The following is a 26,824-nucleotide window of genomic DNA, read 5'->3' as shown; positions in this document are numbered from 1 at the left end:
GACGATGAACGCACGCGAAGAGCGCGGTCGCCGGGCCTCGCTGCGGGGCTGGGGCGGAGTCGGCGCGATGGCGGCCGGCTGCGCCCTGGCGCTGGCGTCCGTGCTGCTGCTGCCGCTGACCCAGTCGGCCGGCGACCCGGACGACGGGCCGCCGGCCGGCGCCGGGCGCGTCGCCGCCGGCAGTCAGGCGCGGGCCGACGCCTGCGCGGACCCGGAGAAGCAGACGCTGGCCCCGTCGGGCGCGGACGGCCCCACCATCGACGCCATCAAGGCCCGCCAGGGTGCCAAGCGGAAGCTGATCGTCGGCGTCGACCAGAACAGCTACCGCTGGGGCTACCGCAACCCGAACACCCAGGGCGCGGAACTGGAGGGCTTCGACATCGACCTGGCGCACCGGATCGCCGCGGACATCCTCGGCGACCGGGACGCGGTCCAGTTCAGGGCCATCCCGACCAACCAGCGCATCCCCGCCATCGAGGACGGCCGGGTCGACATGGTCGTCCGCACCATGACCATCGCCTGCGACCGGCTGTCCGACGTCGCCTTCTCCGCCCCGTACTTCAAGACCGGCCAGCAGGTGCTGGCGCCCAAGTCGTCGTCGATCACGGGGTACGACGACTCGCTGGCGGACCGGCGGATCTGCACGGCGACCGGTTCGACGGCGTACACCAAGCTGTCGGAGGACAAGCAGAACGGCCGGCTGCCGTCCAGCACGGACATCTCCGTCACCGTGCCCAACCAGCTCGACTGCCTGGTGCAGCTCCAACTCGGCGCGGTGGACGCGGTGGTCACCGACGGCGCGCTCGCCGCGAGTCAGGCCGCGCAGGACCCCACGGTCGAACTGAAGGGCGCCGCGTTCACCACCGAGTACTACGGCGTGGCGATGAAGAAGGACGCCGACGATCTGGTACGCCGGGTCAACCGGGTCCTGGTGGACTACCGCGCGGACGGCTGGCAGCGGTCGTACGACGAGTGGCTGTCGGCGACACTGGGGAAGGACGCGGCGCCTTCGAGACCGCCGGCGCCGGAATACCTGCGCACCAGCTGAACGGGCATCGGCCCACCGATCTTTGGGCAGACCTTCGACCGAACACCCCCCGAACAGAGACCAGGACCACACAGCAGCGAGAGGTGATCGATGGGCGACGCGGACCCCGCCGGGCCGGTGCTGGACCGGGACGAGGTGGACCGTGCGCTGGCGCGGCTCGGCGCGGAGCACGAGGCGATCGAGACCTCGCTCCTCGCCCTCCAGGACCACGCGGGCCGCAGACTCCTCGAAGGGGCCGAGCTGACCGGCACGACCAAGGAGCGCTGGTCGGCCGCGGAGGCGTCGATCACGCTGCTGTGGGCCTACTTCGACGCGTACACGGACGCGTTGCGCACCGCACGGGAGATCCGCGCCCGACGGCGCTGGTCCAGCCGCGAGGACCTGGTGGAGCTGACCGAACTGCTGCGCGGCGAGTCCGTCACGGTCGCGGGCAGCGCCACGGCGACCGCTAACGCGCCGGCCCTGACCGGCCCCGGCCGGCTCAGCCAGAGCTTCAGCCTGGCCGGCCTCGTGGACCGGATGAACGAGCTGTACGCGTCCTCGCTGGACATGGTCGTCGCCGCCGACGCGGTCTGGTCGGCGCTGCCCGCCCGCATCGACCTGCTGGCCGCGGAGCTCCAGCGCACCCGCAAGCTGGCGCACTCGGTCGGTGTGCGTCCGGGCGAGCATCCGGCGGGCGACGACCTGGAGCGCATCACCCGCACGCTGACCCGGCTGCGCGAGGACGTCGTCTCCGACCCGCTCGCCTTCTGGGTTCCGGCGCCGGGCAGTTCGGCGCCGGGCGGCGGCCGGCCGGACACCACGGTGTACGACCGGGAGGCGCGCGCCCTGGAGGACGTGCGGCGCGAGATCGACGCCGTGCTGACGGTGCGCCAGGACGCCGAGGCCCGGCTGATCAAGCTGCGGGACGTGCTGTCCCGCGCCGACCGCACGCTCGCCGAGGCGCGCACCGCGCGCGGCGAGGTCCTCGCGAAGATCGCGGCGTCGGAGGTGCCGGTGGTCAGCGGGCCGCCGACCGTGCTCCAGGAGCAGCTGGTTGCGGCCGCCGAGTACCGCAGGCAGGCCCAGTGGCACCGGCTGTCCCCGCTCCTGGAGTCCCTGGAGCAGAAGGCGGAGGACGAACTGCTGCGCGCCCGCGACTCGCTCACCGCGGTCACCGCGCCGCTCGCGGTCCGCGCGGAGCTGCGCGGCCGGCTCGACGCGTACAAGGCGAAGGTCGCCCGGCACGGGCTGGCCGAGGACCCGCTGCTCGTCGAGCGGTACGACGCGGCACGGCGCATGCTGTGGAGCGCGCCGTGCGATCTGCGGGTCGCCGAGGAGGCGGTGCTGCGCTACCAGCGGGCCGCCGCCGAACAGCTCGCGGCGGTACGGGTGCCGGAGCAGGGCGGTCCGCAGGACCGGAGGGGTGGCCAGCCATGAGTCAGCCGGGACAGACGTGCCAGCGGCCGTCCTGCGAGGGCAGCTACGAGGACGTCGGCGGCGGTGAGCTGTACTGCGACACCTGTGGCCTGGCGCCGGTCGTGTCGGCGACCGGGTCGGTCGGCTCGCCGCCCACCGGGATCACCGGCGGGGGCCGCGGCTCGGGCTCCGCGGGCAGTGCCGGTTCCCGCTCCGGCAGCCGCAGTTCGCAAACGTCGTCGCAGTCGTCGAAGTCGCGGCGCTCGGTGTCGGGGCGGCTGTCGCGCTCCCTGTCGGGCAACTCGACCAGCCGTTCGGTGTCGGTGCGCAGCTCCGGTTCGGCCGCCGGTTCGTCCGGGCGCAGCCGGCTGGGCGCGGGTCTGGTGACGGTGCCTCAGGTGCCGCGGCCCGATCCGCGGGCGATGGTGCTGAACGATCCCGAGGTGCCCGAGCGCAAGCGGTTCTGCTCCCGCTCGGACTGCGGGGCGCCGGTGGGGCGGGCCCGCGGCGACCGGCAGGGCCGCACGGAGGGCTTCTGCACCAAGTGCGGGCACCCGTACTCGTTCGTGCCCAAGCTGCGCACGGGCGACGTCGTGCACGGCCAGTACGAGGTCGTGGGCTGTCTGGCGCACGGCGGTCTGGGCTGGATCTACCTGGCGGTGGACCGCGCGGTCTCCGACCGCTGGGTGGTGCTCAAGGGCCTGCTCGACACGGGCGACCAGGACGCGATGGAGGCGGCGATCTCCGAGCGGCGCTTCCTCGCGGAGATCGAGCACGCCAACATCGTGCGGATCTACAACTTCGTGGAGCACCTCGACCAGCGCACCGGCTCCCTCGACGGCTACATCGTCATGGAGTACGTCGGCGGCAAGTCGCTCAAGGAGATCGCCAACGCCCGCCGCACCCCGGAGGGCAGACGCGATCCGCTGCCGGTGGAGCAGGCGTGCGCCTACGGCATCGAGGCCCTGGAGGCGCTCGGCCATCTGCACAGCCGCAACCTGCTGTACTGCGACTTCAAGGTCGACAACGCGATCCAGACCGAGGACCAGCTCAAGCTGATAGACATGGGCGCGGTACGCCGGATGGACGACGAGGAGTCGGCCATCTACGGCACGGTCGGCTACCAGGCGCCGGAGGTCGGGGAGGTGGGCCCCTCGGTCGCCTCCGACCTGTACACGGTCGGCCGTACGCTGGCCGTTCTGACCTTCGACTTCCAGGGCTACACGAACGTCTTCAGGGACTCCCTGCCGGACCCCGACCACATCGACGTCTTCCGGCAGTACGAGTCCTTCTACCGGCTGCTGGTGCGGGCCACCGACCCGGACCCGGCCCGCCGGTTCGGCTCCGCGCAGGAGATGGCCGAGCAGCTGACGGGCGTGCTGCGCGAGGTGGTGTCCCTCCAGACGGGCCGGGCGCGGCCCGCGCTGTCGACGCTGTTCGGCCCCGAACCGAAGGTCACCGACACGGAGTTGTTCCCGCGGCTGGCCGAGGACGTGTCGCGGCTGGGGGCGCGGGCGGTGCCGGCCGGGCGGTGGGGCCGCAGGTCCGCGTCCGGCACGCCGTCCGGCGGCGCCCGCACGGCGCCTCTCCCGTCCGCCACCGGGACCCCGACGTCCCTCGCCACGGCCTCGGCGGCCCTCGGTACCGCCCCGGAGGCCCTCGGCGACGCGTGGGGTGCCACAGGCGTCACCAGCGCCCCCCAGGGCATCGTCCGTCCCATCGCCACCCCCGCCGCCGCCCTCGCCCTGCCCGTGCCGCACGTCGACCCGGCCGACCCCAACGCCGGCTTCCTGGCGGGCCTGCTGGCCTCCGCGCCGGGCGAGCTGATCACCGCGCTGGCCGCGGCGCCGCAGCAGACCGTGGAGACCCGGCTGCGCCAGGTCCGCGCCCGGCTGGAGAACGGCGACTTCGAGACGGCGCTGACCGTGCTGGCCGAGCTGACCGACGAACGGCCCGACGACTGGCGGGTGGTCTGGCACCACGGCGTGACCGCGCTGGTCACCGGCGACTTCGAGGGCGCCGCACTGGCCTTCGACGCGGTCTACGACGCCTTCCCGGGCGAGGCGGCGCCGAAGCTGGCGCTCGGCCTGTGCGCGGAGGTGCTCGGCCAGCTGGACAACGCCGCCGAGTACTACCGCCTGGTGTGGTCGACCGACCCGAGCTATGTGAGCGCCGCGTTCGGCCTGGCCCGCGTCCAACTCGCGGCAGCGGACCGCAGCGGCGCGGTACGGACCCTGGAGTCGGTGCCGGAGTCGTCCATCCACTACACGGCGGCGCGCGTGGCGGCCGTACGGGCACGGCTGCGTCAGCGCACGGCGGGCGCCGGGGACGTACCTCTCCTGGCCGATCTGAGCGCCGCCGCGGCCCAGGTGGAGGCCCTGGACGCGTACGGTCTCGATCCGGCGCGCCGGGAGCAGTTGTCCGCGGAAGTACTCGGCTGCGCCCTGGACTGGATACTCTCCGGGGGCCGGGCTTCCGCCGGACCCGCCGCCGGCGGGCCGGTGCTGCTCGGCAACGACCTGGACGAACGGGGCCTCCGCTTCGGCCTGGAGCGCTCGTACCGCACGCTGGCCCGGCTCGCGCCCGGCGGCGAGGAGAGGATCGACCTGGTGGAACGGGCCAACCGTTACCGCCCTCGGACGTGGGTGTAGTTGATGTCGCACATGCCCCAGCAGGCCGCGCTGTCGAAGTGCCCGAGCTGCGCGGAACCGCTCGAGCCGGGTGACCGTTACTGCGGTGCCTGCGGGTACGACCTTTCGGTGGTGCCCGCCCCGCCGCAGGACCACCCGACGCTCACCATGAACGCCTCGGACCGGCCCGCCCCGGGCGGCGTGGCCTGGCCCATCGCCCCCGAACCGGACAGTTCCGGCACGCCCGCGGCGGTCCATCTGCCGACGGATCTGCCCGGCACCGACTCGGGCGGCTCCCCGCTGCGCGCACCGGCGCCCGCCGCCGATCCCGCGGCACCGGGGGTGCGGTTCGACCGGCCGCAGGAGCCCGAGGAGTACCGGCTGCAGGCGCCGGATCCACGGGTGGCCGCCGAGTCCGCCCCGACCGCGGAGACCCCACAGGTGTGCGTGGCCTGCCGCGCGGGCCGGGTCGACGACGACGGCTACTGCGAGAACTGCGGGCACGCCCAGCCGCGCGAACGCGACCACATGGAGCGGGAGTCGGGCCCGATCGCCGCGGTCAGCGACCGCGGTCTGCGGCACCACCGCAACGAGGACGCCTTCGCCGTCGGCCACACCGCGCTGCCCGACGGCTCGCCGGCGGCGGTCGCGGTCGTCTGCGACGGCGTGTCCTCGGCGACCCGCCCCGACGAGGCGTCACTGGCCGCCTCGCAGGCCGCGGGCGAGGTGCTGCTCTCCGCCCTGCCGCGGGGCACGCATCCGCAGCAGGCGATGCACGAGGCGATCGTCGCGGCCGCGCAGGCCGTCAACGCGCTGGCGGGCGAGCCGGCCGGCGACCACGAGCACGCCCCGCACCAGAACGCCCCGGCCTGCACGATCGTCGGCGCGGTGGTCACCTCCGGGCTGCTGGTCGTCGGCTGGGTCGGTGACAGCCGCGCCTACTGGGTGCCGGTGGACCGCGGCGCGCCGCCGGCCCGGCTCACCGAGGACGACTCGTGGGCCGCGCAGATGGTCGCGGCCGGCCTGATGACCGAGGCGGAGGCGTACGCCGACGAGCGCGCCCACGCGATCACCGGCTGGCTCGGCGCGGACGCCTACGAACTGGAGCCGCACACCGCGTCCTTCAAACCGGACCGGCCGGGCGTCGTCGTGGTGTGCACGGACGGCCTGTGGAACTACGCGGAGACGGCCGAGGAGATGGCCGAGGCCATGCCCCTGGACGCCGCGGTGCGCCCCCTGCACAGCGCCCGAGTGCTGGTCGGCCACGCACTGGACGGCGGGGGCCACGACAACGTAACAGTGGCCGTCGTGCCGTTCCCGGCCCCGCCGCAGGGGGCAGGATCGGCCTGAGGGGCCGCGGGACGGGGAGGCCCCGGCGGACCGTGGGGACGGTCCGCTGTCGAGTCGCCGCCCACCTGACGCGTGGGTTCAGAGGGGGATCAGAACAGGCATGGCCAATTTCTCGAAGTCGAACGTGCCGCAGTTCTCGGTGGACGTGTACCAGAACGAGTACCTGCCCGAGGGCGGCCGTGAGGTCAACGCGATCGTCACCGTGACCGCGACCGGCGGCGGCACCATCGGGAGCGCGGTCGCGGCGCCCCACCTGTACGCGCCCGGGCAGGGGCCGTCCGCCGCGGTGGCCCTGATGGTCGACTGCTCGGGTTCGATGGACTACCCGCCGACCAAGATGCGCAACGCCCGCGACGCCACGGCGGCGGCGATCGACACCCTGCGGGACGGTGTGCACTTCGCGGTGATCGGCGGCACGCACGTCGCCAAGGAGGTCTACCCGGGCGACGGCCGGCTCGCCGTCGCCGACGCCACCACCCGTGACCGGGCCAAGCAGGCGCTGCGCAGGCTGAGCGCGGGCGGCGGCACGGCCATCGGCACCTGGCTGCGGCTCGCCGACCGCCTGCTGTCCTCGGTGGACGTCGCCATCCGGCACGGCATCGTGCTCACCGACGGCCGCAACGAGCACGAGTCGCCGCAGGACCTCAAGGCCGCGCTGGACGCGTGTGCCGGGCGCTTCACCTGTGACGCGCGGGGCGTGGGCACCGACTGGGAAGTGAAAGAAGTCACATCGATCGCCTCGGGCCTGCTCGGCAGCGCCGACATCGTCGCCGATCCGGCGGGCCTGGCCGCCGACTTCCGGCAGATGATGGAGACGGCGATGGGCAAGGAGGTCGCGGACGTCGCCCTCAGAGTGTGGACGCCGGTCGGCACGACCATCCGGTTCGTCAAGCAAGTCGCTCCGACCGTCGTGGAGTTGACCGGTCGTCGGACCGAGGCGGGCCCGCGTGCCGGGGACTACCCCACCGGTTCCTGGGGCGACGAATCCCGTGACTACCACCTCTGCGTCGAGGTACCGGCCGCCGCCCTCGGCCAGGAGATGCTCGCCGCGCGGGTCTCCCTGGTCATCCCGCAACCCGAGGGCGGCGCACAGAACTTGGGCGCCCAGGGCCTGGTACGGGCCGTATGGACCGACGACATGGCCGCGTCCACCTCGATCAACCCTCAGGTCGCCCACTACACCGGTCAAGCCGAACTGGCGCAAGTCATCCAACAGGGTCTCGATCTCCGCAAAGCAGGCGATATGGATGGCGCAACGGCCAAACTGGGCAGGGCTGTTCAGCTGGCCGGCGCCTCCGGGAACGCGGATACTGCGAAACTGCTTGCGAAGGTAGTGGACGTGGTCGATGCGGCGACGGGTACTGTGCGACTGAAGGCGAGGGTCGAGGAGGCCGACGAGATGACCCTCGAAACACGGTCCACAAAGACCGTTCGTGTAAAGAAGTAAAGAAGTGACGTAGCAGGACCTCAGCAAGACCCTGACAGAGAGGGGGACGCGCCGACATGCCGACCTGCCCGAACGGACACCAGTCGGGTTCCGACGACTGGTGCGAGGTCTGCGGTCACCGCATGGCCGGTGCCGTGCCTCCGCCACCTCCGCCGCCCCCGCCCGGCGGCTACGGGTTCCCGCCGCCCGCCCCGGGCGCTCCCGGCCGCCCGCACCTGGCCGCCGTGCCGGACCGCGCGGAGCCCGAGCTGTGCCCGCAGTGCCGCACGCCGCGCGAGGGCGGTGCGCCGTTCTGCGAGGAGTGCCGGTGGAACTTCCTCACCAATACGGCCACCTCGTACACCCCGGCCGCCCCGCGCCCGGCCGCGCCTGCCCCCCGCTTCCAGCCGCCGCCCGGCCAGTCCTACGGCGGCGGCGACGCGTACGAGTACCAGGGCTCGCGCCCGTCCCAGATGAACCGCCCGGCCGAACCGATCCCGCCGGGCCCGCCGTTCGGCAGCGAGCCGTCCGGACCGACGCCGTTCGGCGGCGAGCGGGGCCCCGCGGGTCCCGGCGGCCCGGGTCCCGGCATTCCCGCTCCCGGCGGCCCGGGGGGCGCTCCGGGGGGCTTCGCCCCCGGCCAGGGTGCCGGCGGCCCCGCGGGCTTCGGCGGCCCCGCCGGACCGCCCGGTGTGCCCGGCTTCGGCGCCGACCCCGCGCGGCCGGTTCCGCCGCCGCCTGGCCCGACCCCGCCTGCCGTCACCGCCCCCGGCATCCCGCAGGCCTTCCAGCAGCCCGCGCCGCCCGCCTTCCCGCAGGAGACCGGCCGGCCGCCGGTCGGCGGACCCTCCTTCGGCGGCGGGGACGACTGGGTGATCTCCCCGCCGTCGTCACCCGGCCCGCCCGGACCCCCGGCCCCGCCCGGACCGGGCGTCGGCGGCCAGGGCGGCTACGGCTACCCGCAGCCCGGCGCCCCGCAGGTCCCGCCCGGCCCCGGTTTCCCGCAGGCGCCGCAGCGCCCGGTGACCTGGCTGGCGACCATCGGCCCGGACCGCGACTACTTCCTGGCGATGATGCAGCGCTCGGGCCCCGAGGCCGCCGGCCTGAACCTGCCCGCGTACTCGCCCGAGCAGCAGCGCGCCCTCACCGGCAACCAGATCACCATCGGCCGCCGCCGCCACTCCACCGGCGACACCCCCGACATCGACCTGTCGGTGCCGCCGGAGGACCCGGGCGTCTCGCACCAGCACGCGGTCCTGGTCCAGCAGCCGGACGGCAGTTGGGCGGTCGTCGACCAGAACTCGACGAACGGCACCACGGTCAACGGCTCCGAGGACCCGATCCAGCCCTTCGTGCCGGTGCCGCTACAGGACGGCGACCGGGTGCATGTGGGCGCCTGGACGACGATCACCGTCCGGCGGGGCTGACGGACCGGTCCGAGCGGTCCCGCCGTTCCCACCGGCCCGGCGGGAGCGGCGGTCAGCCCGGCAGAGGCCACGCGTAGGGCCCCGCCGGGTCGTCCAGCCAGGCCCAGGCGCGATCGCCGCTGACCGTGATGCCGTATCGCGCGCGGCCCGGCAGGCCCTCGCGCCGCCACATCGCGTACGCCTCCTGCGGGTCGAGGCTGCCGCGGCTGAGGGCCAGCAGGAACCGGAACAGCTCGTCGTCCCGGGCCAGGTGCGGGACCCCGCTCAGGGGCACCGGCCGCGGCTCGGGCCCGCCCGCGCCGCGCAGCGGCACGAAGTAGGCGGGGGTGGCCAGGAAGTGGCCCTCGGCGTGCCACGTGTCGCGCACGGTCAACGCGATCAGGCCGCCAGCGAACGGCGCCAGGATCCGCCCGCCGGGACGGCACTGGGCGAGCCAGGCGCGCGGGACGGCGGACAGCGTGCAGGTCGCGATGATCCGGTCGAAGGGGGCGCGGGCGGGAACACCGCGCGCGCCGTCGCCGGTGACCACGAGCGGGCGGTGCCCGGCGGAGTCCAGGTGCCGCCGGGCCGACTCGGTGATCTCCGGCTCCAGGTCGATGGAGGTGACCAGGTCGTCGTCGCCGAGCCGGTGGGCGAGCAGGGCCGCGTTGTACCCGGAGCCCGTGCCGATCTCCAGGACCCGGTGGCCGTCCTCGACCCGCAGGGCGACGAGCATGGTCGCCATCAGTGAGGGCTGGCTGCTGGAGGAGATCAGCTGCCCGTCGCGCACGCGCGTGGCGAGCGGGACGTCCTCGTAGGCGCCGCGCAGCCAGCACTCCCGGTCCCGCGGGTCCGGGCTGCCGCCCCACCGGCGCTCGTAGCCGCCGCGGACGCCGACGTAGTAGTACGGCACGAACAGATGCCGGGGCACCGCCGCGAACGTCTCCCGCCACACCGGTTCGTCGGCCCAGGCCCCGCTCATGTCGATCTCGCGCACCAGGTCCGCCAGCGCGGAACCGGCCGGCTCGGCGAGATCCCGGTCACTCCACCCGAGTGCGTGCGCGCCCATACGTCCACTGTGCGGCGCGGGGCTGCGGGAGGCGAGGTCGTAGGACCTGAGTCCTGCGTCGCCGGGTCTGAGACCATGGGGGCGTGAATGAGATTCGGCGCGGCACGCTACAGGAGCAGACCTTCTACGAGCAGGTCGGCGGTGAGGAGACCTTCCGCCGGCTGGTGCACCGTTTCTACGAGGGGGTCGCGGAGGACCCGCTCCTGCGGCCGATGTACCCGGAGGAGGACCTGGGCCCCGCCGAGGAGCGGCTGGTCCTCTTCCTCATCCAGTACTGGGGCGGCCCGAACACCTACAGCCAGAACCGCGGCCATCCCCGACTGCGCATGCGGCACGCCCCCTTCACCGTGGACCGGGCGGCACACGACGCCTGGCTGAAGCACATGCGGGCAGCCGTCGACGACCTGTCCCTGTCCGAGGAACACGAACACACGCTGTGGAACTACCTGACATACGCAGCGGCCTCAATGATCAACGCCCCGGACTGACCCCCAACAAGCTGCTCCGCAGGGCACGGAGCCGATCTGCAGGGGGCGCGGGTGGTTCCACACGGAGTGATTCGCGCGAGCCGACCCGCGCAGGGCGCGACCCTCAGGAGCGATTCGCTCAAGTTGTTCTGCGCGGAGCGGTTCACGCACGCGGGATTCGATCACGATCCGGTCAAGGCGCGTTGACAAACGCTTACCCCGGTCCGCTCTCCTCTGACAGCATCGCCGGAGTTGTTCCGGAAGTACGGACTACACGGGGGCCGGGTGACGGGGTTCGTCGTTCTGCGTGCGCGGGCGCACCGCCTGCTGCTCGCCGCCGCACTGCTCACCGTGGTGCTCACCACAGCCGTGCTGGCGACCCTCACCGCCTACTCCGGCGCGATCGGCGACGCCGCCCTGCGCCATTCCCTCGACGACCCGCGCACCGCTGCCGACACCGCGCTGATCGTCAAGGCCGACGTGCCCGCGGACCGGCGGGCGGCCGCCGACGCGACCGTGCGGCAGGCGGCCGAGAAGTCCTTCGCCGGGCTGCCGGTCACGGTACGGACCCTGGTGCGCTCGGGACCGTACGCCCTGCCCCGCTCCCTGCAACCGCCGGCCGACCGCTCCGGCGACCCGGACCTGACGTACCTCGCGGCGCTCGACCGCACCCAGGTCCGCCTGGTCTCCGGACGGCTCCCGCGGCAGACCTCCGGCGAGACCGAGGTCGCGCTGCCCCAGTCCTCCGCCCGGCTCCTCGACCTGCGCGCGGGCGCCCGGCTCACCCTCACCGACCGGCTCGGCGGCCCGGCGGCGCACGTCCGCGTCACCGGGCTGTACCGGCCGGCCACGGGCACCGCGCCCTACTGGCGGCTGGACGACCTGCTCGGCCGCGGCGTCAAGAAGTCCGCCTTCACGACGTACGGACCACTGCTCGCCGATCCCTCCGTCCTCGACGGCCCCGCGGTGAGCGCCGGTCCGTCCGCCTGGCTGGCCACGGCCGACTTCACCACGCTGACGACAAGCCGGATCGACGCGCTGCGCAAGGCGGCGCGGACCGGCAGCGCGACGCTGCGCGGACCGCACGGACCGAGCGGGGTGACGGCCGCGACCACCGCGCTCCCGGACACCCTGGACCGTATCGACCGCTCGCTGCTCGTCTCCCGGTCCACCCTGCTGATCGTCGCCCTCCAGCTGGTGCTGCTCGCCGGTTACGCGCTGCTGCTCGTGGCCCGGCTGCTGAGCGCCGAACGCACGGGCGAGACCAGGCTGCTGCGGGCCCGCGGCGGCTCCCGCGCCCGGCTCGCGGGCCTCGCCGCCACCGAGGCTCTGCTGCTCGCGGTGCCCGCGGCGATCTGCGCGCCGCTGCTGGCGGGCCCGCTCACCCGGCTCCTCGCCGGGCAGGGCGCGCTGGCCAGGATCGGACTGCGCCTGGACGCACCGGCCGGCGGCCGGGCCGGTGTGTGGCTGGTGGCCTGCTGCGTGGCGCTCGGCTGCGCGCTCGCGGTGACGGTGCCCGCGCTGACGGACAGCGGTGACGGCGCCAGGACCGGAGCCGAACCCGCCGGCCGGGGTCGGGCCGGCGTCCGGCGCGGCGCCCTGCCGGGCCCGGTGCGGGCCGGTGCGGACGTCGGTCTGCTGGTGGTGGCCGGGGTGGCGTACTGGCAGTTGAGCCGGCACACCTCCGGTGCCGTCGGCACCGACGCGTCCGGCGGCCTCGGCATCGACCCGCTGCTGGTCGCGGCGCCCGCCCTGGCACTGCTGGCCGGCACGGTGCTGACGCTGCGGCTGCTGCCGCCGGTGGCCCGGCTCGCGGAACGCCGCGCGGCGGCCGGGCGGGGGCTGCCCGCGGCGCTGGCGGGCTGGCAGCTCAGCCGCCGCCCGATGCGCGGCGCGGGCCCGGTGCTGCTGCTGGTCCTCGCCATCGCGCTCGGCATGCTCGCGATCGGGCAGGGCGCCTCCTGGAACCGCTCGCAGGACGACCAGGCCGACTTCCGGGCCGGCGTGCCGGTGCGGGTGCTGGGCGCCGGGGACGGCGGGCTCGGCCGCACCGAGACCTACGCGCACCTCCCCCACGTACGCGCGGCCGCCCCCGCCGTACGCACCGAGCAGCCGATGTCAGGGGACCGGACCGCGACCGTGCTCGCCCTGGACACGGCACACGCGGCCGACACGGTGCTGCTGCGCGACGACCTGGCGGCCGAGCCGGTCCGGCCGCTGCTGTCCGGGCTGGCCCGCGAAGGCGCCCCGGCCGGGGCCCGCATACCCGCGGACATCACCGGGCTGCGCCTGCGGGCGACCGTCGCCGGCTCCGCCGGTCCGCTGACCACGATGGACGTGACGGCCACCCTCGTGGACCAGTACGGCGTTCCCCACCGGCTCCCGTTCGGCCGGCTGCCCGCCGACGGGCGCCCGCACACCCTGGCCCTCGACCTCGACACGGCCCCCGGCCCGAGCACGCTCACCGGGCTCCAGCTCGACATGGCCCAGCCCGCCGGACAGGCCGAGCGGCACCGCCTGACCGTCTCCGGGCTGACCGCCCTCGGCACCGACGGGCGGACGCGACAGGTGCCCCTGCCGGCCGACTGGACCGCCTCGGTGAGCACCGGAGTCACCGCCTCCACCAACGCCGCGACCCGCCCGCCCCGCCCGCGCGTGACCGGCACCGACCCGCTGACCGTCGACTACGGCACCGGCCACACCCCCGACCGGACCCGCTGGACGATCGCCACCGTGACGATCCAGCTTCGGGTGGCGCAGCCCACGGCGCCCGAGGTCACCGCGCTGGCGACGGACCGCTTCCTGACGTCGGCGGGCGCCCGCGAGGGGCAGCGCGTGCAGGTGACGTTCGCGGGCCGGAGTCTGCCGGTGCGGATCGTACGGTCGGTGCGGGCACTGCCCACCACCGCCGGCCCGACGGACTCCGCCGACCACGACGGGGGCGCCCTCCTGGTCGATCTGCGGTCCGTGAACCGGGCGTTGCAGGAGCGGTACGGCGAGAGCGTCACGCCCGCCGAGTGGTGGCTGCGGACCGCGCCCGGCGACGCGGCCTCCGTGGCCGCCGCGGTGCGGGCGCTGCCGGACGTGGACCCCGGGCAGGTCGTGGTGCGCGACGAGATCGCCGCCGAGCTGCGCGACGATCCGTTCGGCGCGGGACCGGAGGCCGCTTTCGCGGCGGCGGCCGTGGTGGCTGCCGCGCTCGCCGCGGTCGGCTTCGCGGTGAGCGCGGCCGGGTCGCTGCGGGAACGGGGCGCCGAGTTCGCGGTGCTGCGCGCCCTGGGCGCCCCACGCCGGCAACTGGCCCGGACGATCGCCGCCGAACAGGGCGTCCTGGTGGCCCTGGCCCTGGTGGTGGGCGTCGCCCTGGGCACCGTACTGACCCGGGCCGTCCTGCCGCTGATCGTGCTGACCGCCGAGGCCACCCGGCCGGTGCCGGCCCTGCTGGTCGAACTGCCGCCAGGACGCGTGGCGTTGCTGCTGGCCGCGGTCGCCGCGACGCCGCTGCTCGGCACGGCCGCGCTGGCCCTGCGCCGCGCGGACCCGGCGACCTCGCTGCGGGACCAAGGAGGTGACTGAGATGAACTCCGAACACGACGCCGAGCACGGTACAGCTTCCGCGCAGGCGGCCGGGCGCGGCAAGGCGTCGGCCGTGGCCGCTCCTTGGGTGCGCACCCGGTTGCGGGCCGCGCCGCTCGCCGCTCTGGCACTCGCCCTGCTGGTCGCGCTGACCGCGTGCCTGGCCGCCGCCTTCCCGCGCGCGGTCGACCGGTACGAGGACGCGGGGCTGCTGCGCTCCTTCCAGCAGGCCCGCCCCGAACGCACCACCGTGCAGATCACCGCTCCCCTGACCGCCGGCGCCACGTCCCCCGAGGAGTTGGCGGCGCCCCTGCTGCCCGCCGCGCTGCGAGAGCGGCACGAGAAGCTGCTCGGCACCGTCCCCGGATCGCTTGCGCTCGACCGCGCGCAGTCGGCGTACGGCGTGACCCTGAGCAAGAACCTGGAAGTGCCCGACCCCTGGATACCCCGCCCGAGCGGTGTGCCCGCCCGGGTCGCCCTGGTCACGCAGAACGGCCTCGCCGACCACGCGACGCCGCGCGAGGGCCGGCTGCCGCGCACCTCCGGCACCGTGGACGCGACCACCCCCGTGGTGGAGGCCGCCGTCACCGCCGCCACGGCCAAGAGCCTGCACATCAAGGTGGGTTCGGTCATCCATGTGCCGGCCGTGGCCCGGGCCCCGCTCGCCGTCCGGGTCACCGGCATCGTCACCCCGCGCGAGCCGGCCGGCGCGTACTGGTCGACCCGCGCCCTGCTGCACACCCCCAGCCTGGTGCCCCTGCCCGGTTCGGGCCCCGACCGCAACTGGTACTGGCTCGGCGCCCTGCTGCTGGCCCCCGAAGCCGCCCCCGCCCTCCTGGGCACCGACGGAGACCCGGTGCGCTACTGGTATCTGGCCCCCGACCCGGACCGCTTCCACGCCAGTGATCTCGGCCGGCTGAAGGCCGCCGTCGCCACCCTGGAGTCGGGCCCCGGCCTGCAGGAGGCCCGCGCCCTCACCGGCCCCGGCACGGACGTGACCACCGACCTCGACGGTGTCCTGGTCTCCTTCTCCCAGCTGCGCGCGGGCATCGCGCCGCTGGTCGCCGTCGCCGCCGTCGGCACCGCCACGGTCGCCGCCGTCGTCCTGCTCATGGCGGGCGCGCTCACCGCCGACCGGCGCCGCGCCGAGGCCGCCCTGCTGCGCGCCCGCGGCGCCTCACTGCCCGGTCTCGCCGGGCGGCTGTGCGCCGAGACCGCGGCGGTCGCCGTACCGGCGGGCGCGCTCGGGCTCACCGCGGCGCTCCTCGCGGTCCCCGAGGGCCGCGCCGCCTACGCGGTCGCCGCCGCCCTCGCGGTCACCGTCGTCGCCTGCGCCGCGCTCCCGCTGCGCGCCGCGCTCGCCCACCGGTCCGTACGCGTCGCCGGCCCACGCGAGGACATGGCGACGACGCGCCCGTCCCGGCGGCGCACGGTCGCGGAGCTGACGCTGCTCGTGCTGGCCGCGGCGGCGGTGGAGTCGCTGCGCAGACGCGGCACGTCGAGTGCGTCAGGGGACGGCTCCTCGGGCGATCAGCTGGTGTCGGTCGCACCGGTGCTGGTGGGGGTGATCGCGGCGCTGGTGCTGGTCCGGCTCCTCCCGTTCCTGCTGCGCCGGCTGGCCCGCCCGGCCGGACGGCTGCGCGGCGCGGTGGGTTTCCTGTCCCTGGCCCGCGCGGGCCGCACCTCGGTCTCGGCGGTGCTGCCCCTGCTGGCGCTGCTGACCGCGCTCACCACGGCGGCGTTCGGCGGCTCCGTGCTGGCGGGCGTGAACGAGGCCCGCGACCGGGCCGCCCTGCTGGCCGTCGGCGCGGACGCCCGCGTGGAGTCCGAGGGCCCGCTGCCGTCGGGCCTCGCCGGCCGGGTGAGCGGCCTGTCCGAGGTGCGTGCGGTCACCGAGCTGAGCATCGGCTACCAGGCGAAGCCGCACGACGAGCAGACTCCGGTACCGCTGGCGGGTGTGGACCCGGCCGGGTACGGGGCGCTGGCGGCCCGCACGGGTCTCGGCGCCTTCGAGGCCGACCGGCTCAAGCGTCCCGCGGCCGGCGGGCCGCTGCCCGCCCTGGCCTCGCCGTCCGTCGCGAAGGCGTACGGCACCCGCAGCCCCTTCCCGGTACGGCTGGAGGACGGCAGCACGGTCTCCGTGCGGATCACCGTCGTCCGCGACCGCACCCCGGCCGTGACCGGCGGCGGCTTCCTCGTCGTGGACCGCGCCGGGCTCAGCGCCGCCGCGGCCCGCCCGACGGCCCTGCTGGTGACGGGCTACCACGTGGACGCGGGGGCGCTGCGCCGGACAGCGGGCCCCACCGTGGGCGTACGCGTCCGCGCCGAGGAGCGGGCACGGTACGCCGACCCGCCCCTGCAGACCGGTGCCGAGCACGTCTACACGGCGGCGGTCGCGGCCGGCGCCGGCTACGCCGTACTGGCCCTGCTTCTCGCCCTGCTGCGCGCCGCCCCGGAACGCACCGCGCTCCTCGCGCGCCTGCGCACCATGGGCCTGACCCGGGCGCAGGCCCGCCGCCTGCTCGTCCTGGAATCCCTGCCCCAGGCCCTCCTCGCCGCGGCCGGCGGCGCGCTGACCGGCTGGGCGGCGATCCGGCTGCTGTCCCCCGGTGTCGATCTGACCGCCGTCGCCCTGCCCACGGCCGACGCGTCGGCCGGCAGGACCGAGCTGTACACGGACCCGCTGTCACTGACCGTCCCGGCGATCATCGTGCTGGTGACGGCGGTCGGGGTGGCCGGCGCGCAGGCCTGGTGGGCCGGGCGACGCGGGTCGGTGCGGGAACTGAGGGCGGGAGACGCGCGATGAACCGAGCCGGCCTGTCAACCGTGCGGGAGACGCGATGACCACCGACCCCACCCTCACCGAGCTGGCGAACCGGGTCACCGAGGCCCGCAACCGCCCGGCCTACGGCCACGACGCCCTGATCACCTGCGACCGTGTCGTGCGCATCTTCTCCACCGACGGCGTCGAGGTGCAGGCGCTCCAGGGCCTCGACCTGCTGGTCCGCGAGGGGGAGCTGATGGCCCTGGTCGGCGCCTCCGGCAGCGGCAAGTCCACGCTCATGAACATCCTCGCCGGCCTGGACACCCCCACCGCGGGTGCGGCCAGGGTCGCCGGGCGCGACCTGCTCACCATGACCGCCAAGGACCGCCTCGCCTACCGCCGCGACGTGGTCGGCTTCGTCTGGCAGCAGACCTCCCGCAACCTGCTGCCCTATCTGACCGCCGCCCAGAACGTCGCCCTCCCGCTGAGCCTGTCCGGCGCCCGCGTCCGCCGCCGCACCCGCACCGAACGCGCCCTGGAACTGCTGGAGTTGCTGGAGGTCGCCGACTGCCGCGACCGCCGCCCGCAGCAGCTGTCCGGCGGCCAGCAGCAGCGCGTCGCCATCGCGGTGGCCCTCGCCAACTCGCCGGCGGTCCTGCTCGCCGACGAACCCACCGGCGAACTCGACTCCCACACCGCCGCGCAGGTCTTCGACGCCTTCCGCACCGCGAACGAGCGGCTGGGCACCACCATCGTCATCGTCACGCACGACCAGGCGGTCGCCGACGAGGTCCGTCGCACGGTCGCCATCCGGGACGGCCGCACCTCCACGGAGGTCCTGCGCCGCAGCGAGATCGACGCGGCCACGGGCCATGAGACGGTGGTGGCCCGGGAGTACGCCATGCTGGACCGCGCCGGCCGCCTCCAGCTCCCCGCCGAGTACACCGAGGCCTTGGGCATGCGCGACCGGGTCGCCCTGGAGCTGGAACCGGACCACATCGGGGTATGGCCCGACGACAGCCAGGACCGCTGAGCTCCGCGCTGGAAGTGCCGCGCTGTGCCGTCGGTCGTCCGCGGCACCGTCGTGGCTGGTCGCGCGGTTCCCCGCGCCCCTTCAGGGCGCTGTCGTCAGCGCACGCTGACGTTCAGCGCTCCCAGCCCCGCCTGCCGCACGGCGACCGACCCGTACGGGGTACGCAGCCGGAGCCAGGCCCCGGACGAGAACAGCCCGGCCTCCACGGCACCCCTGCGCCGCAGGAAGCCGAGGGACTGGGCCGCGTGCACGGCCCGTACCGGGAGCCGGGTCCCGGCGACCGTCCGGGACCAGATGTCCCGCCCGATCCGGTCGAGTTCCGCCCGCGTCCGCCGCTCCGGCACCAGCTCCCCCGTACGGGAACGGAACTCGGCGACGGCCGCGGCGACCAGCGCGCGCAGCGCGTCCGGCGCCGGCAGGCCCGGCTCGGGGCGCCAGCCGCCGCGCGGCGGCAGCACCCCCGCCCACGGCGGCCCGGTCACCGCGGCCGGGACGACGGCGGTGGCCGCCGACTCGTCCACGGACTCCAGCAGCTCACCGGCGGACACGGTCACATCGAGGGTGGCGTCCAGCCCGTTCTCGTAGGGCTTGGCCAGTCGCACCGTGCGGATCGTCAGCACCTCGAAGGACGGCGGGCGGCCGAACACGGCGAGGGCCGTCCCCGCCGCCTGCAGCCGCACCGCGGCCGCACGGTCGTAGTGGAGCAGCCGGGACAGGAAGGCCGCGAGATCCGCCGCCTCCCCGTCGTCGGCCAGGTGGAGCACCGTCATGCCGCGACGGCCTCCTCCTCGTCCTTGCCCGTGTCTTTGTACGTGCCCTGGTCCTCGGCGGCGTCGTCCATGTACTCCCGCAGGAACTCCCGTTCCTCGGCGGTGATCCGGCGCGGGCGCTGCGCGTCGAAGTCGTACGGCACGATCACCGTCGAGGCGCGGACGTAGACCTGGTCGCCGTCCTTCACCTCGTAGGCGAGGGTGAAGGACGCCGCCCTGGTCTCCGTGACCCACAGCTCGACGTCCACGGGCTCGTGCCGGTGGACGAGCTGCCGCTTGTAGTCGATCTCATGGCGCGCCACCACGGACCCCTGCTGGAAATCCTTGTCCGGGCGGAACAGGAAGTCGATACGGGCTTCTTCCAGGTAGCGGAGGAAGACCACGTTGTTGACGTGGCCGTACGCGTCCATGTCCGCCCAGCGCAGCGGGCAGCGGTAGATATGCCGCAAGGTCAGCCCCGGGTCAGCTTCTTGTAGGTGGCACGGTGCGGACGCGCGGCGTCCGCGCCCAGCCGCTCGATCTTGTTCTTCTCGTACGACTCGAAGTTGCCCTCGAACCAGAACCACTTCGACTCACCCTCGTAGGCGAGGATGTGCGTGGCGACGCGGTCCAGGAACCAACGGTCGTGGGAGACGACGACGGCGCAGCCCGGGAACTCCAGCAGGGCGTTCTCCAGGCTGGAGAGGGTCTCGACGTCCAGGTCGTTGGTGGGCTCGTCGAGGAGCAGCAGGTTGCCGCCCTGCTTGAGGGTCAGCGCCAGGTTGAGCCGGTTGCGCTCGCCGCCGGACAGGATACCCGCCGGCTTCTGCTGGTCCGGGCCCTTGAAGCCGAACGCGGAGACATAGGCGCGCGAGGGCATCTCGACCTGACCGACGTTGATGTAGTCGAGCCCGTCGGACACGACCTCCCAGAGCGTCTTCTTCGGGTCGATGTTGGCGCGGCCCTGGTCGACGTACGAGATCTTGACGGTCTCGCCGACCTTGATGTCACCGGAGTCCGGCGTCTCCAGTCCCTGGATCATCTTGAACAGGGTGGTCTTGCCGGCACCGTTGGGGCCGATGACGCCGACGATGCCGTTGCGCGGGAGGGTGAAGGAGAGGCCGTCGATGAGGACCTTCTCGCCGAAGGCCTTGCCGATGTCGCTGACCTCGACGACCACAGTGCCCAGTCGGGGGCCCGGCGGGATCTGGATCTCCTCGAAGTCCAGCTTCCGCATCTTCTCGGCCTCGGCGGCCATCTCCTCGTAGCGGGCGAGACGCGCCTTGGACTTGGCCTGCCGGCCCTTGGCGTTGGAGCGCACCCACTCCAGCTCTTCCTTGAGGCGCTTCTGCCGCTTGGCGTCCTTCTGGCCCTCGACCTTGAGGCGGGCGGCCTTGGTCTCCAGGTACTTGGAGTAGTTGCCCTCGTAGCCGTGCAGCCTGCCGCGGTCGACCTCGCAGATCCAGCCGGCGACATTGTCGAGGAAGTACCGGTCGTGGGTGACGGCCACGATGGTCCCCTCGTACTTGGACAGGTGCTGCTCCAGCCAGTTCACCGACTCGGCGTCGAGGTGGTTGGTGGGCTCGTCGAGGAGGAGCAGGTCGGGGGCCTCCAGGAGGAGCTTGCAGAGCGCGACGCGGCGCTTCTCACCACCGGAGAGGTTGGTGACGGCCCAGTCCCCGGGCGGGCAGCCGAGGGCGTCCATGGCCTGCTCCAGCTGGGCGTCGAGGTCCCAGGCGTTGGCGTGGTCCAGCTCCTCCTGGAGCTTGCCCATCTCCTCCAGCAGCGCGTCCGAGTAGTCGGTCGCCATCTGCTCGGCGATCTCGTTGAACCGGTCGAGCTTGCCCTTGATCTCGGCGACGCCGTCCTGGACGTTCTCCAGGACCGTCCTGCTCTCGTCCAGCGGGGGCTCCTGGAGCAGGATGCCCACGCTGTAGCCGGGCGAGAGGAACGCGTCGCCGTTGGACGGCTGCTCCAGTCCCGCCATGATCTTCAGCACGGTCGACTTACCGGCGCCGTTCGGGCCGACGACGCCGATCTTCGCACCCGGCAGGAAGTTCAGGGTGACGTCGTCGAGAATCACCTTGTCGCCGTGCGCCTTGCGCGCCTTGCGCATGGTGTAAATGAACTCAGCCAAGAGAAACCGTCCGGCAGCTTGAAATCTGGCAGTGGGCAGTACAACCCATCTTGCCCGACGGCCGCCCCTGGACGGAAACCCGTCCGGCCGATCCCCGCTGACCTGGCGTTTCGCCACCGGTATCGGTGCGGGGCCGAGCACCCGGCGCGCAGCCGCCCCGGGGACGGCCGCGGGCGGGGCCCGGTCCGGCATCCTTGTGATGTGCGCGTCAGTGACCCCGGGCACTCACTGTGGAGTTTTCAAGGTGCTGTGCAGCTGGGTGCCGGGCGGGTCGGCCCCTGATGGTCAGTCGCCCGTCGGCGTTTCCCTCTTGCGGAGCAGGACCAGCACCGCGCCGCCGATCACCACAAGACCGATGGCCACCCCCGTGATCACCGGGGTCGCGCTGTAGCCGCCGGTCGCGGCCAGGTTCGTGGTGCCGCCGGAGGAGCCGCCCACCGTGGCCGGGCTGGGCTCGGCCAGGGTCTGCGTCACCGTGCCGACCTCGCTGCCCTGGGTCTTGCAGTCGAGGACGCCGGTGAAGCGCTGCGCGAAACCGTTCGGCCCGGTGATCGTGAAGTCGTAGGCCTGGTCCTCCTGGAGCGGGATGGTCACCGTGCGCGAGGCGCCCGCGGGGACGCTGTGCTCGCCGCCCATCAGTTCGAAGATGAAGGGCTTGTCCCCGGTGTTGGCGGCGCTGATGTCCAGACCGCTCGCGGCGCAGTTCTTGCGGGCCGACAGCGCGGGTATCGGGCCCTTCTCCGCCCAGGCCGCGCTCGCGGTCGCGGAGACCGTGGACTCGCTGGAACCGGCCAGGATCTGGGTCTGGCTGCGGCTCTCGGAGGCGAAGGCGCGGCCCACGGGCACGGTGGTCGATGCCTGGACGGTGAGCGCGGCGGCCCCGCTGCCGCCGTCCGGCGCCGGGGAGGTCTCGCCGCCGGTGGCCTCGGCGGTGTCCTCGGGGACGTCGAAGTACAGCCTGCTGCCGTCCTTCGCCGACGTGACGACCTCGCCGTTCTTGTCGACGATCCGGACACCGCTGGTGGCGGCGTCCGCCGGCGGGATCACCGTGACGCCCAGCGCGTTGGTGTGCACCGTCACCGGGCCGAGCAGCTCGCCCGGGTGGCCGGAGACCGCGGGCGGGTCCAGGGTCAGCGAGGCCCGCGGCTCCGCCACGTCACGGGCGCTCTTCTCCAGGTAGTCGGCGAGCTTCTCGGCCCGCGCGCCGACGGCGTCGACGTCCGCGCCGTCCGAGTAGCGCCAGATGGCCACCTGGGTGCCGGCCGCGGCGTCCTGCTCGGTGAGGCCCCCGACGCCTGCCCGCTCGGCCAGCGCCGCGAGATCGTTCACCTGCGGGTAGGAGTTCTGCAGGATCCAACGGATCTTGCCGGCGTCCTTGTTGGCGCCCAGCGAGGTGCCGCTCCAGGACGTCTCCTGGTACTTGGCGTCCTTCTGGGTGGGGCTGTGCATGTCGATGCAGTAGGTCTGCAGCATGCCGCCGTCGTCGACGGACATCTCGAACAGGCCCGCCGCCACCTTCAGGTCGCCGCCGTCCGCGTGGATGACGGCCTCTCCGTAGGTCTTCAGGCCGCCCAGGGTGGCGGTCGCTCCGCCCGGGTCCTGCGCCTGCCCGCCGGCGGCCGCCACCCCGGCGCCCGACAGCACGCCGGCCGCCACGAGCCCCGTCACCAGCGTCGCGGCGGCCAGGCGTGACGGGCCCTGCCGACGCGCTGGCACGGAGGTGCGACAGAACCGAGAGAACGCAGCAAGCACAGAATTCCCTTTCAAGCAGGACCCATTGACGTGGAGGCGTGTGGTCCCACCGGCAGAATCAGCAGCCCCTGGGGCTACGCCCGGCATCCTAGGGATCAGTCACAACCCGGCTCGCCGGTCAGATCACCGGATGGCGGATCCGACTCGGAATCGTTATCGCCAGGACCCGCCGCGAGCAGGGCTTATCGACAAATCCACCGGTTCGCGAGCGGGTCGCGGAGGGAATCTTCGCCGACAGGGTGCGGTTCGGCCTGGGCCTCGTCATGACTGACGTCATGTCACGGCGACGGCTTCCGGGGGCTGTTGAGCGGGCGGATCGGCGGATTCCCCTTCCGGTGTCTCCCACTGTGGCTCCGGTCGCTGCGGCGCCGTCCCCTCCGGTTTGCCGGTCCGCCGGAAGGCCGACGTACCGCGGGCCAGGTCGTGGCCGATCGCCACCGCGTCGATGTCCGCGGAGACCCGGGTCTGCTGCCCGTCGCGCGCCTCCGTGCGCACCTTCAGCCGGCCCTGCACGACGACCGGCTCCCCCACGTTCAGCGAGGCCGCCGCGTTGACCGCGAGCTGGCGGTTGGCCCACACCGTGAAGAAGTTGGTGTGCCCGTCCGCCCAGGCGCTCTTCTCCCGGTCCCAGTAGCGCGAGGTGACCGCCAGCCGGAACCGTGCCGACGGGCCTGCCGCCGGCTCCCGGTACACCGGCTGCGTCGCCACGTTGCCCACCACGCACACCATCGTCTCGTTCATCTCGAACCCCTCCCCGTCCGGTCGCTCGCGCCCGGCGGATACCCGTACGGGCCCGTCCCGTACGGCTGCGTCCGCGGCGTCGGCCGCACATCTTCCGTGCGTCGCGATCACCGCGGGACCCAGACTGCCTCCGCCGGGCCGCCCCCGCTGAGCCCTGTGGACCACCGGCCACCTGTGGAAAACCCCCTCACCCAGACAAGCGACCAAACCACCGACTGACGCTGCGCCGCGCATCCGCGGGGGCCGCGACGGGCCCGGGGTGACTGCGGGTCCACGGATGGCCGCAAGCCCGCGGGCGACCGCAGGCCCACGGGCGACTGCATGCCTACCGGTGGCGGCAGATCCACGGGGGGCATGGGACCGTCGTCGGGTGCGGCGCCGTCGTGGCTCGTCGCGCAGTTCCCCGCGCCCCTCACGGGGCACAGGAACGTCGTCGGGTGCGGGCCGTCGTGGCTGGGTGCGCAGTTCCCCGCGCCCCCTTCGGGGCGCGGGGCCGTCGTCGGGTGCGGTAGCGCGGCAGCCGACCCGTGGGCCTTGCGGCCACCGAAGTGCCTGCGGTCGCTTGTGGGACTGGCGGCTACCTGTGGGCCTGGCGGTCGCCGGTTTACCCGCGGCCACCCGCGGGCCCGTAGCCCCTGTGGATCTGTGGCCACCGGCGGGCCTGCAGTTGCCCGCAGACTTGCGGTCACCCGTGGACCCGCAGTTACTCACGGCCCGTAGCCCCGCAAGGGGCGCGGGGAACTGCGCGATCAACCACGACGGCGCCACACCCGACAACGGTCCCGTGCCCCGCAAGGGGGCCGCGGGGAACCGCACGCCAAGCCCCGACGGCCCGCACCCGACAGCAGTCCCATGCCCCGTAAGGGGCGCGGGGAACTGCGCGACCAGCCACGACGGCGCCGCACCCGACGACGGTCCCGCGCCCCGAAGGGGGCGCGAGGAACTGCGCGACCAGCCACGACGGCGCCACACCCGACGACGGTCCCGTGCCCCGCAAGGGGGCCGCGGGGAACCGCACGCCAAGCCCCGACGGCCCGCACCCGACAGCAGTCCCATGCCCCGTAAGGGGCGCGGGGAACTGCGCGACGAGCCACGATGGCGCCGCACTCGACGACGTTCCTGTGCCCCGTGAGGGGCGCGAGGAACTGCGCGATCAACCCCGACGGCGCCGCACCCGACAACGGTCCCGTGCCCCGAAGGGAACCGCACGCCCAACCACGACGGCACCGCACCCGACAACCGCCCCATGCCCCGCAAGGGAACCGCGGGCGCCGGTACCCGTGCCGGGTCTACCCCACCCCCGCCGAAGCCTGGGTGACCTGCCCGTACTGCTCCCGTACCTCCTGGTACCGCAGCAGCTCCGCGGCCAGCGGATCGAGTACCCGGGCCCGCCCGCAGCCCGCCGCGGCGTCGCGCAATCGGCGTTCCGCCTCCTGCCCGTACCGCCGCGCGGGCCCGCGCGCCGCCATCCGGCAGCTCCACTCGACGAGCGGCCCGCCCACGATGCCCGCCACCATCAGCAGCACCGGCACCCCCAGATTCGGCTCCATGACCCCGGCGATCTGCGCCACCAGCCACAGCCCGCCCACGATCTGGACCAGTGTCATGGCCGCCTGGACCAGTACGGCCAGCGGCCACCAGCCCGGCCGCGGCGGTCTGCTGGGCGACAGCCCGGTACGCGCCGCCAGTCCGTCCAGCGCCTCGGGCAGCCCCTGGGAGCCCCGTGCGGCCGCCTCGCGCACCGCCTGCGCCCACGGCGTGGGCAACCCGGCCGACGCCCGGTCCGACACCGTGCGCACCGCCTGCTCGACACGCTGGCGTGCCGTGGCCTCCTCGTCCGCCTGTGTACGCAGGAACAGCCGTCCGGTGGGCACGTCGAACCGCTTCTCGTACCAGCGCCACAGCCGCAGCCAGGGCGTCCCACAGGCCCGGTTGGCGTTGCGCAGCCAGGCGCGTTCGGCCGCCTCCCCCGCCGCCGTGGCGCCCACGGCGTCCGCGAGCCGGGCGGAGAACTCCTCCCGCGCCTCCTCGGTGAGCCCGGAGCGCTGCCCGGTGGCGTACACGGGCCGCAGCTCGGCCGCGGCGGCGTCCACGTCGGCCGAGACGCGGCGGGCCGCCGCCCCGCGTTCGGTGACGAACTGGCCGAGGGCCTCGCGCAGTTCGGGGATGCCCTGCCCGGTGAGCGCGGACAGGCTGAGCACGGTCGCGCCCGGCTCGCCGTGCTCGCCCAGGGCGATCCCGTCCTCGTCCAGCAGCCGGCGCAGATCGTCGAGGACCTGGTCGGCCGCCTCCCCGGGGAGCCGGTCGGTCTGGTTGAGGACGACGAACATCACCTCCGCGTGTCCCGCCATGGGCCGCAGGTAGCGCTCGTGCAGGACGGCGTCCGCGTACTTCTCCGGATCGACGACCCAGATCACCGCGTCCACGAGCTTGAGGACGCGGTCCACCTGCTCACGGTGCTGCACGGCGGCGGAGTCGTGGTCGGGCAGGTCGATGAGGACGAGGCCGCGCAGTTGTGCCTCGGCCTCCGGGCTCTGCAGCGGGCGCCTGCGCAGCCGTCCGGGGATGCCCAGCCGGTCGATCAGGGTCGCCGCGCCGTCGCTCCAGCTGCACGCGATGGGCGCGGCGGTGGTCGGCCGCCGTACCCCGGTCTCCGAGATGGCCACCCCGGCGAGGGTGTTGAACAGCTGGGACTTGCCGCTGCCGGTGGCGCCCGCGATCGCGACGACGGTGTGCTGCCCGGAGAGCTTGCGCCGTGCCGCCGCCTCGTCCAGGACCCGGCCCGCCTCGGCGAGGGTGCCGCTCTCGAGCCGGGTGCGGGAGAGCCCGACCAGCTCCCGCAGGGCGTCCAGACGCGAGCGCAGCGGGCCGTCGTACGCCAGCGGGGCCGGGGCCTGTGCGGCCGCCGCGCGGGGCTCGACCGGGGCGGACTGCCCGGCGTCGGCGGTCTCGGTCATGCGGCGGGCGATGAGCCCGTCGTCCCAGGAGTCCGCGGAGCCCTCGGAATCCGCGGAGTCCACGGACCCGGCGGAGTCCGCGGAGCCCATGGACCCCGAGGCGGCTTTTTCGTCCTTCACGCGTGCGCGTCCCACCTGTTCCTCCTGCTGATCCTTCACGCGCCCGTGCCCGGCACCGTCACCGACGTGGGCGTCCCGACCGCGGGCCTGCGGCTCTGCAGCAACGGTGCTCTCGGGCTTCGCGGTGCTCGGAGCGCCCTTCCGGGAGGCCGTGTCGCCGGTGTGATCGGTGTGGTCCTGGTCAGTGACGGCGGTCACCGG

The 26,824-nt window shown here is 74.3% G+C and carries 17 protein-coding genes; 10 read left to right on the top strand and 7 right to left on the bottom strand.

The window, feature by feature from the left end:
- The first annotated feature begins 4 nt into the window (after positions 1-4).
- The 6 genes from CTZ28_RS08620 to CTZ28_RS08595 all read left to right on the top strand — a co-directional run bounded on the left by CTZ28_RS08620 (position 5) and on the right by CTZ28_RS08595 (position 9,279).
- Positions 5-1,048 (top strand): glutamate ABC transporter substrate-binding protein, encoded by a 1,044-nt coding sequence (locus tag CTZ28_RS08620; protein ID WP_121888671.1) that lies wholly within the window; start codon positions 5-7, stop codon positions 1,046-1,048.
- A gap of 90 nt (positions 1,049-1,138) precedes the next feature.
- Positions 1,139-2,467 carry a hypothetical protein gene (locus CTZ28_RS08615; RefSeq protein ID WP_121888670.1) on the top strand — a complete coding sequence of 443 codons (1,329 nt, stop codon included), beginning with the start codon at positions 1,139-1,141 and terminating at the stop codon, positions 2,465-2,467.
- Entirely contained in the window at positions 2,464-5,097 is a 2,634-nt protein-coding gene (locus tag CTZ28_RS08610; RefSeq protein ID WP_121888669.1) for a serine/threonine-protein kinase, read from the top strand. Before CTZ28_RS08615 ends, CTZ28_RS08610 begins: the two co-directional genes overlap by 4 nt.
- A 3-nt stretch (positions 5,098-5,100) precedes the next feature.
- Positions 5,101-6,426 (top strand): PP2C family protein-serine/threonine phosphatase, encoded by a 1,326-nt coding sequence (locus tag CTZ28_RS08605; RefSeq protein WP_121888668.1) that lies wholly within the window; start codon positions 5,101-5,103, stop codon positions 6,424-6,426.
- Positions 6,427-6,526: 100 nt separating this feature from the next.
- Positions 6,527-7,873, top strand: coding sequence for a vWA domain-containing protein (locus CTZ28_RS08600; RefSeq protein ID WP_121888667.1), 1,347 nt, complete (start codon positions 6,527-6,529; stop codon positions 7,871-7,873).
- Positions 7,874-7,929: 56 nt separating this feature from the next.
- On the top strand, positions 7,930-9,279 hold the full coding sequence (locus CTZ28_RS08595; protein ID WP_121888666.1) for an FHA domain-containing protein: 1,350 nt from the start codon (positions 7,930-7,932) through the stop codon (positions 9,277-9,279).
- Positions 9,280-9,331: 52 nt separating this feature from the next.
- On the opposite strand, the gene CTZ28_RS08590 is transcribed toward CTZ28_RS08595, so the two are convergent.
- Positions 9,332-10,327 (bottom strand): methyltransferase domain-containing protein, encoded by a 996-nt coding sequence (locus tag CTZ28_RS08590; protein ID WP_121888665.1) that lies wholly within the window; start codon positions 10,325-10,327, stop codon positions 9,332-9,334.
- Positions 10,328-10,410: 83 nt separating this feature from the next.
- Here CTZ28_RS08590 and CTZ28_RS08585 point away from each other — a divergent pair, with 83 nt between their 5' ends.
- The 4 genes from CTZ28_RS08585 (at position 10,411) to CTZ28_RS08570 (ending at position 18,167) form a co-directional block, all read left to right on the top strand.
- Positions 10,411-10,815: a globin gene (locus CTZ28_RS08585; RefSeq protein WP_121888664.1), complete on the top strand. Its 405-nt coding sequence runs from the start codon at positions 10,411-10,413 to the stop codon at positions 10,813-10,815.
- A 264-nt stretch (positions 10,816-11,079) separates the two neighbouring features.
- A complete protein-coding gene (locus CTZ28_RS08580) occupies positions 11,080-14,370 on the top strand; it encodes an ABC transporter permease (RefSeq protein WP_121888663.1) in 3,291 nt (1,096 codons plus the stop codon).
- A 1-nt stretch (position 14,371) separates the two neighbouring features.
- The gene (locus tag CTZ28_RS08575; protein ID WP_121888662.1) at positions 14,372-17,176 is read left to right on the top strand and encodes an FtsX-like permease family protein; all 2,805 of its coding nucleotides are present in this window, start codon (positions 14,372-14,374) and stop codon (positions 17,174-17,176) included.
- Between the two features lie 34 nt (positions 17,177-17,210).
- Complete coding sequence (locus CTZ28_RS08570; protein ID WP_121888661.1) at positions 17,211-18,167, top strand: ABC transporter ATP-binding protein; 957 nt, start codon at positions 17,211-17,213, stop codon at positions 18,165-18,167.
- 95 nt (positions 18,168-18,262) lie between these two features.
- Here CTZ28_RS08570 and CTZ28_RS08565 read toward each other — a convergent pair whose 3' ends face one another.
- From CTZ28_RS08565 to CTZ28_RS08540, 6 genes are all read right to left on the bottom strand, one after another.
- Complete coding sequence (locus CTZ28_RS08565; RefSeq protein ID WP_121888660.1) at positions 18,263-18,937, bottom strand: DUF8185 domain-containing protein; 675 nt, start codon at positions 18,935-18,937, stop codon at positions 18,263-18,265.
- Positions 18,934-19,386, bottom strand: coding sequence for an acyl-CoA thioesterase (locus tag CTZ28_RS08560; RefSeq protein ID WP_259471512.1), 453 nt, complete (start codon positions 19,384-19,386; stop codon positions 18,934-18,936). Before CTZ28_RS08560 ends, CTZ28_RS08565 begins: the two co-directional genes overlap by 4 nt.
- Positions 19,387-19,388: 2 nt before the next feature.
- Positions 19,389-21,053 (bottom strand): energy-dependent translational throttle protein EttA, encoded by a 1,665-nt coding sequence (gene ettA, locus CTZ28_RS08555; RefSeq protein ID WP_121888659.1) that lies wholly within the window; start codon positions 21,051-21,053, stop codon positions 19,389-19,391.
- Between the two features lie 285 nt (positions 21,054-21,338).
- Positions 21,339-22,769, bottom strand: coding sequence for a Cys-Gln thioester bond-forming surface protein (locus tag CTZ28_RS08550; RefSeq protein WP_259471511.1), 1,431 nt, complete (start codon positions 22,767-22,769; stop codon positions 21,339-21,341).
- 309 nt (positions 22,770-23,078) lie between these two features.
- On the bottom strand, positions 23,079-23,546 hold the full coding sequence (locus CTZ28_RS08545) for a single-stranded DNA-binding protein (RefSeq protein ID WP_121888658.1): 468 nt from the start codon (positions 23,544-23,546) through the stop codon (positions 23,079-23,081).
- A 1,289-nt stretch (positions 23,547-24,835) separates the two neighbouring features.
- Positions 24,836-26,821, bottom strand: a complete 1,986-nt coding sequence (locus CTZ28_RS08540) for a YfjP family GTPase (RefSeq protein ID WP_121888657.1) — start codon at positions 26,819-26,821, stop codon at positions 24,836-24,838.
- Positions 26,822-26,824: the final 3 nt, after the last annotated feature.

The sequence above is a fragment of the Streptomyces shenzhenensis genome (genome assembly GCF_003688995.1).
Taxonomy (GTDB): Bacteria; Actinomycetota; Actinomycetes; order Streptomycetales; family Streptomycetaceae; genus Streptomyces; species Streptomyces shenzhenensis_A.
Note: the sequence above shows the minus strand (reverse complement) of the source record. Positions and strands in the feature narration are given on the sequence as shown.

What these genes read in the sequence shown, in the direction of transcription:
- CTZ28_RS08620 (WP_121888671.1), top strand. Translation starts at nt 5, where the DNA reads ATGAACGCACGCGAAGAGCGCGGTCGCCGGGCCTCGCTGCGGGGCTGG.
- CTZ28_RS08595 (WP_121888666.1), top strand. Translation starts at nt 7,930, where the DNA reads ATGCCGACCTGCCCGAACGGACACCAGTCGGGTTCCGACGACTGGTGC.
- CTZ28_RS08545 (WP_121888658.1), bottom strand. Translation starts at nt 23,546, where the DNA reads ATGAACGAGACGATGGTGTGCGTGGTGGGCAACGTGGCGACGCAGCCG.
- CTZ28_RS08615 (WP_121888670.1), top strand. Translation starts at nt 1,139, where the DNA reads ATGGGCGACGCGGACCCCGCCGGGCCGGTGCTGGACCGGGACGAGGTG.
- CTZ28_RS08565 (WP_121888660.1), bottom strand. Translation starts at nt 18,937, where the DNA reads ATGACGGTGCTCCACCTGGCCGACGACGGGGAGGCGGCGGATCTCGCG.
- CTZ28_RS08605 (WP_121888668.1), top strand. Translation starts at nt 5,101, where the DNA reads ATGTCGCACATGCCCCAGCAGGCCGCGCTGTCGAAGTGCCCGAGCTGC.
- CTZ28_RS08590 (WP_121888665.1), bottom strand. Translation starts at nt 10,327, where the DNA reads ATGGGCGCGCACGCACTCGGGTGGAGTGACCGGGATCTCGCCGAGCCG.
- CTZ28_RS08610 (WP_121888669.1), top strand. Translation starts at nt 2,464, where the DNA reads ATGAGTCAGCCGGGACAGACGTGCCAGCGGCCGTCCTGCGAGGGCAGC.
- CTZ28_RS08570 (WP_121888661.1), top strand. Translation starts at nt 17,211, where the DNA reads ATGACCACCGACCCCACCCTCACCGAGCTGGCGAACCGGGTCACCGAG.
- CTZ28_RS08575 (WP_121888662.1), top strand. Translation starts at nt 14,372, where the DNA reads ATGAACTCCGAACACGACGCCGAGCACGGTACAGCTTCCGCGCAGGCG.
- CTZ28_RS08600 (WP_121888667.1), top strand. Translation starts at nt 6,527, where the DNA reads ATGGCCAATTTCTCGAAGTCGAACGTGCCGCAGTTCTCGGTGGACGTG.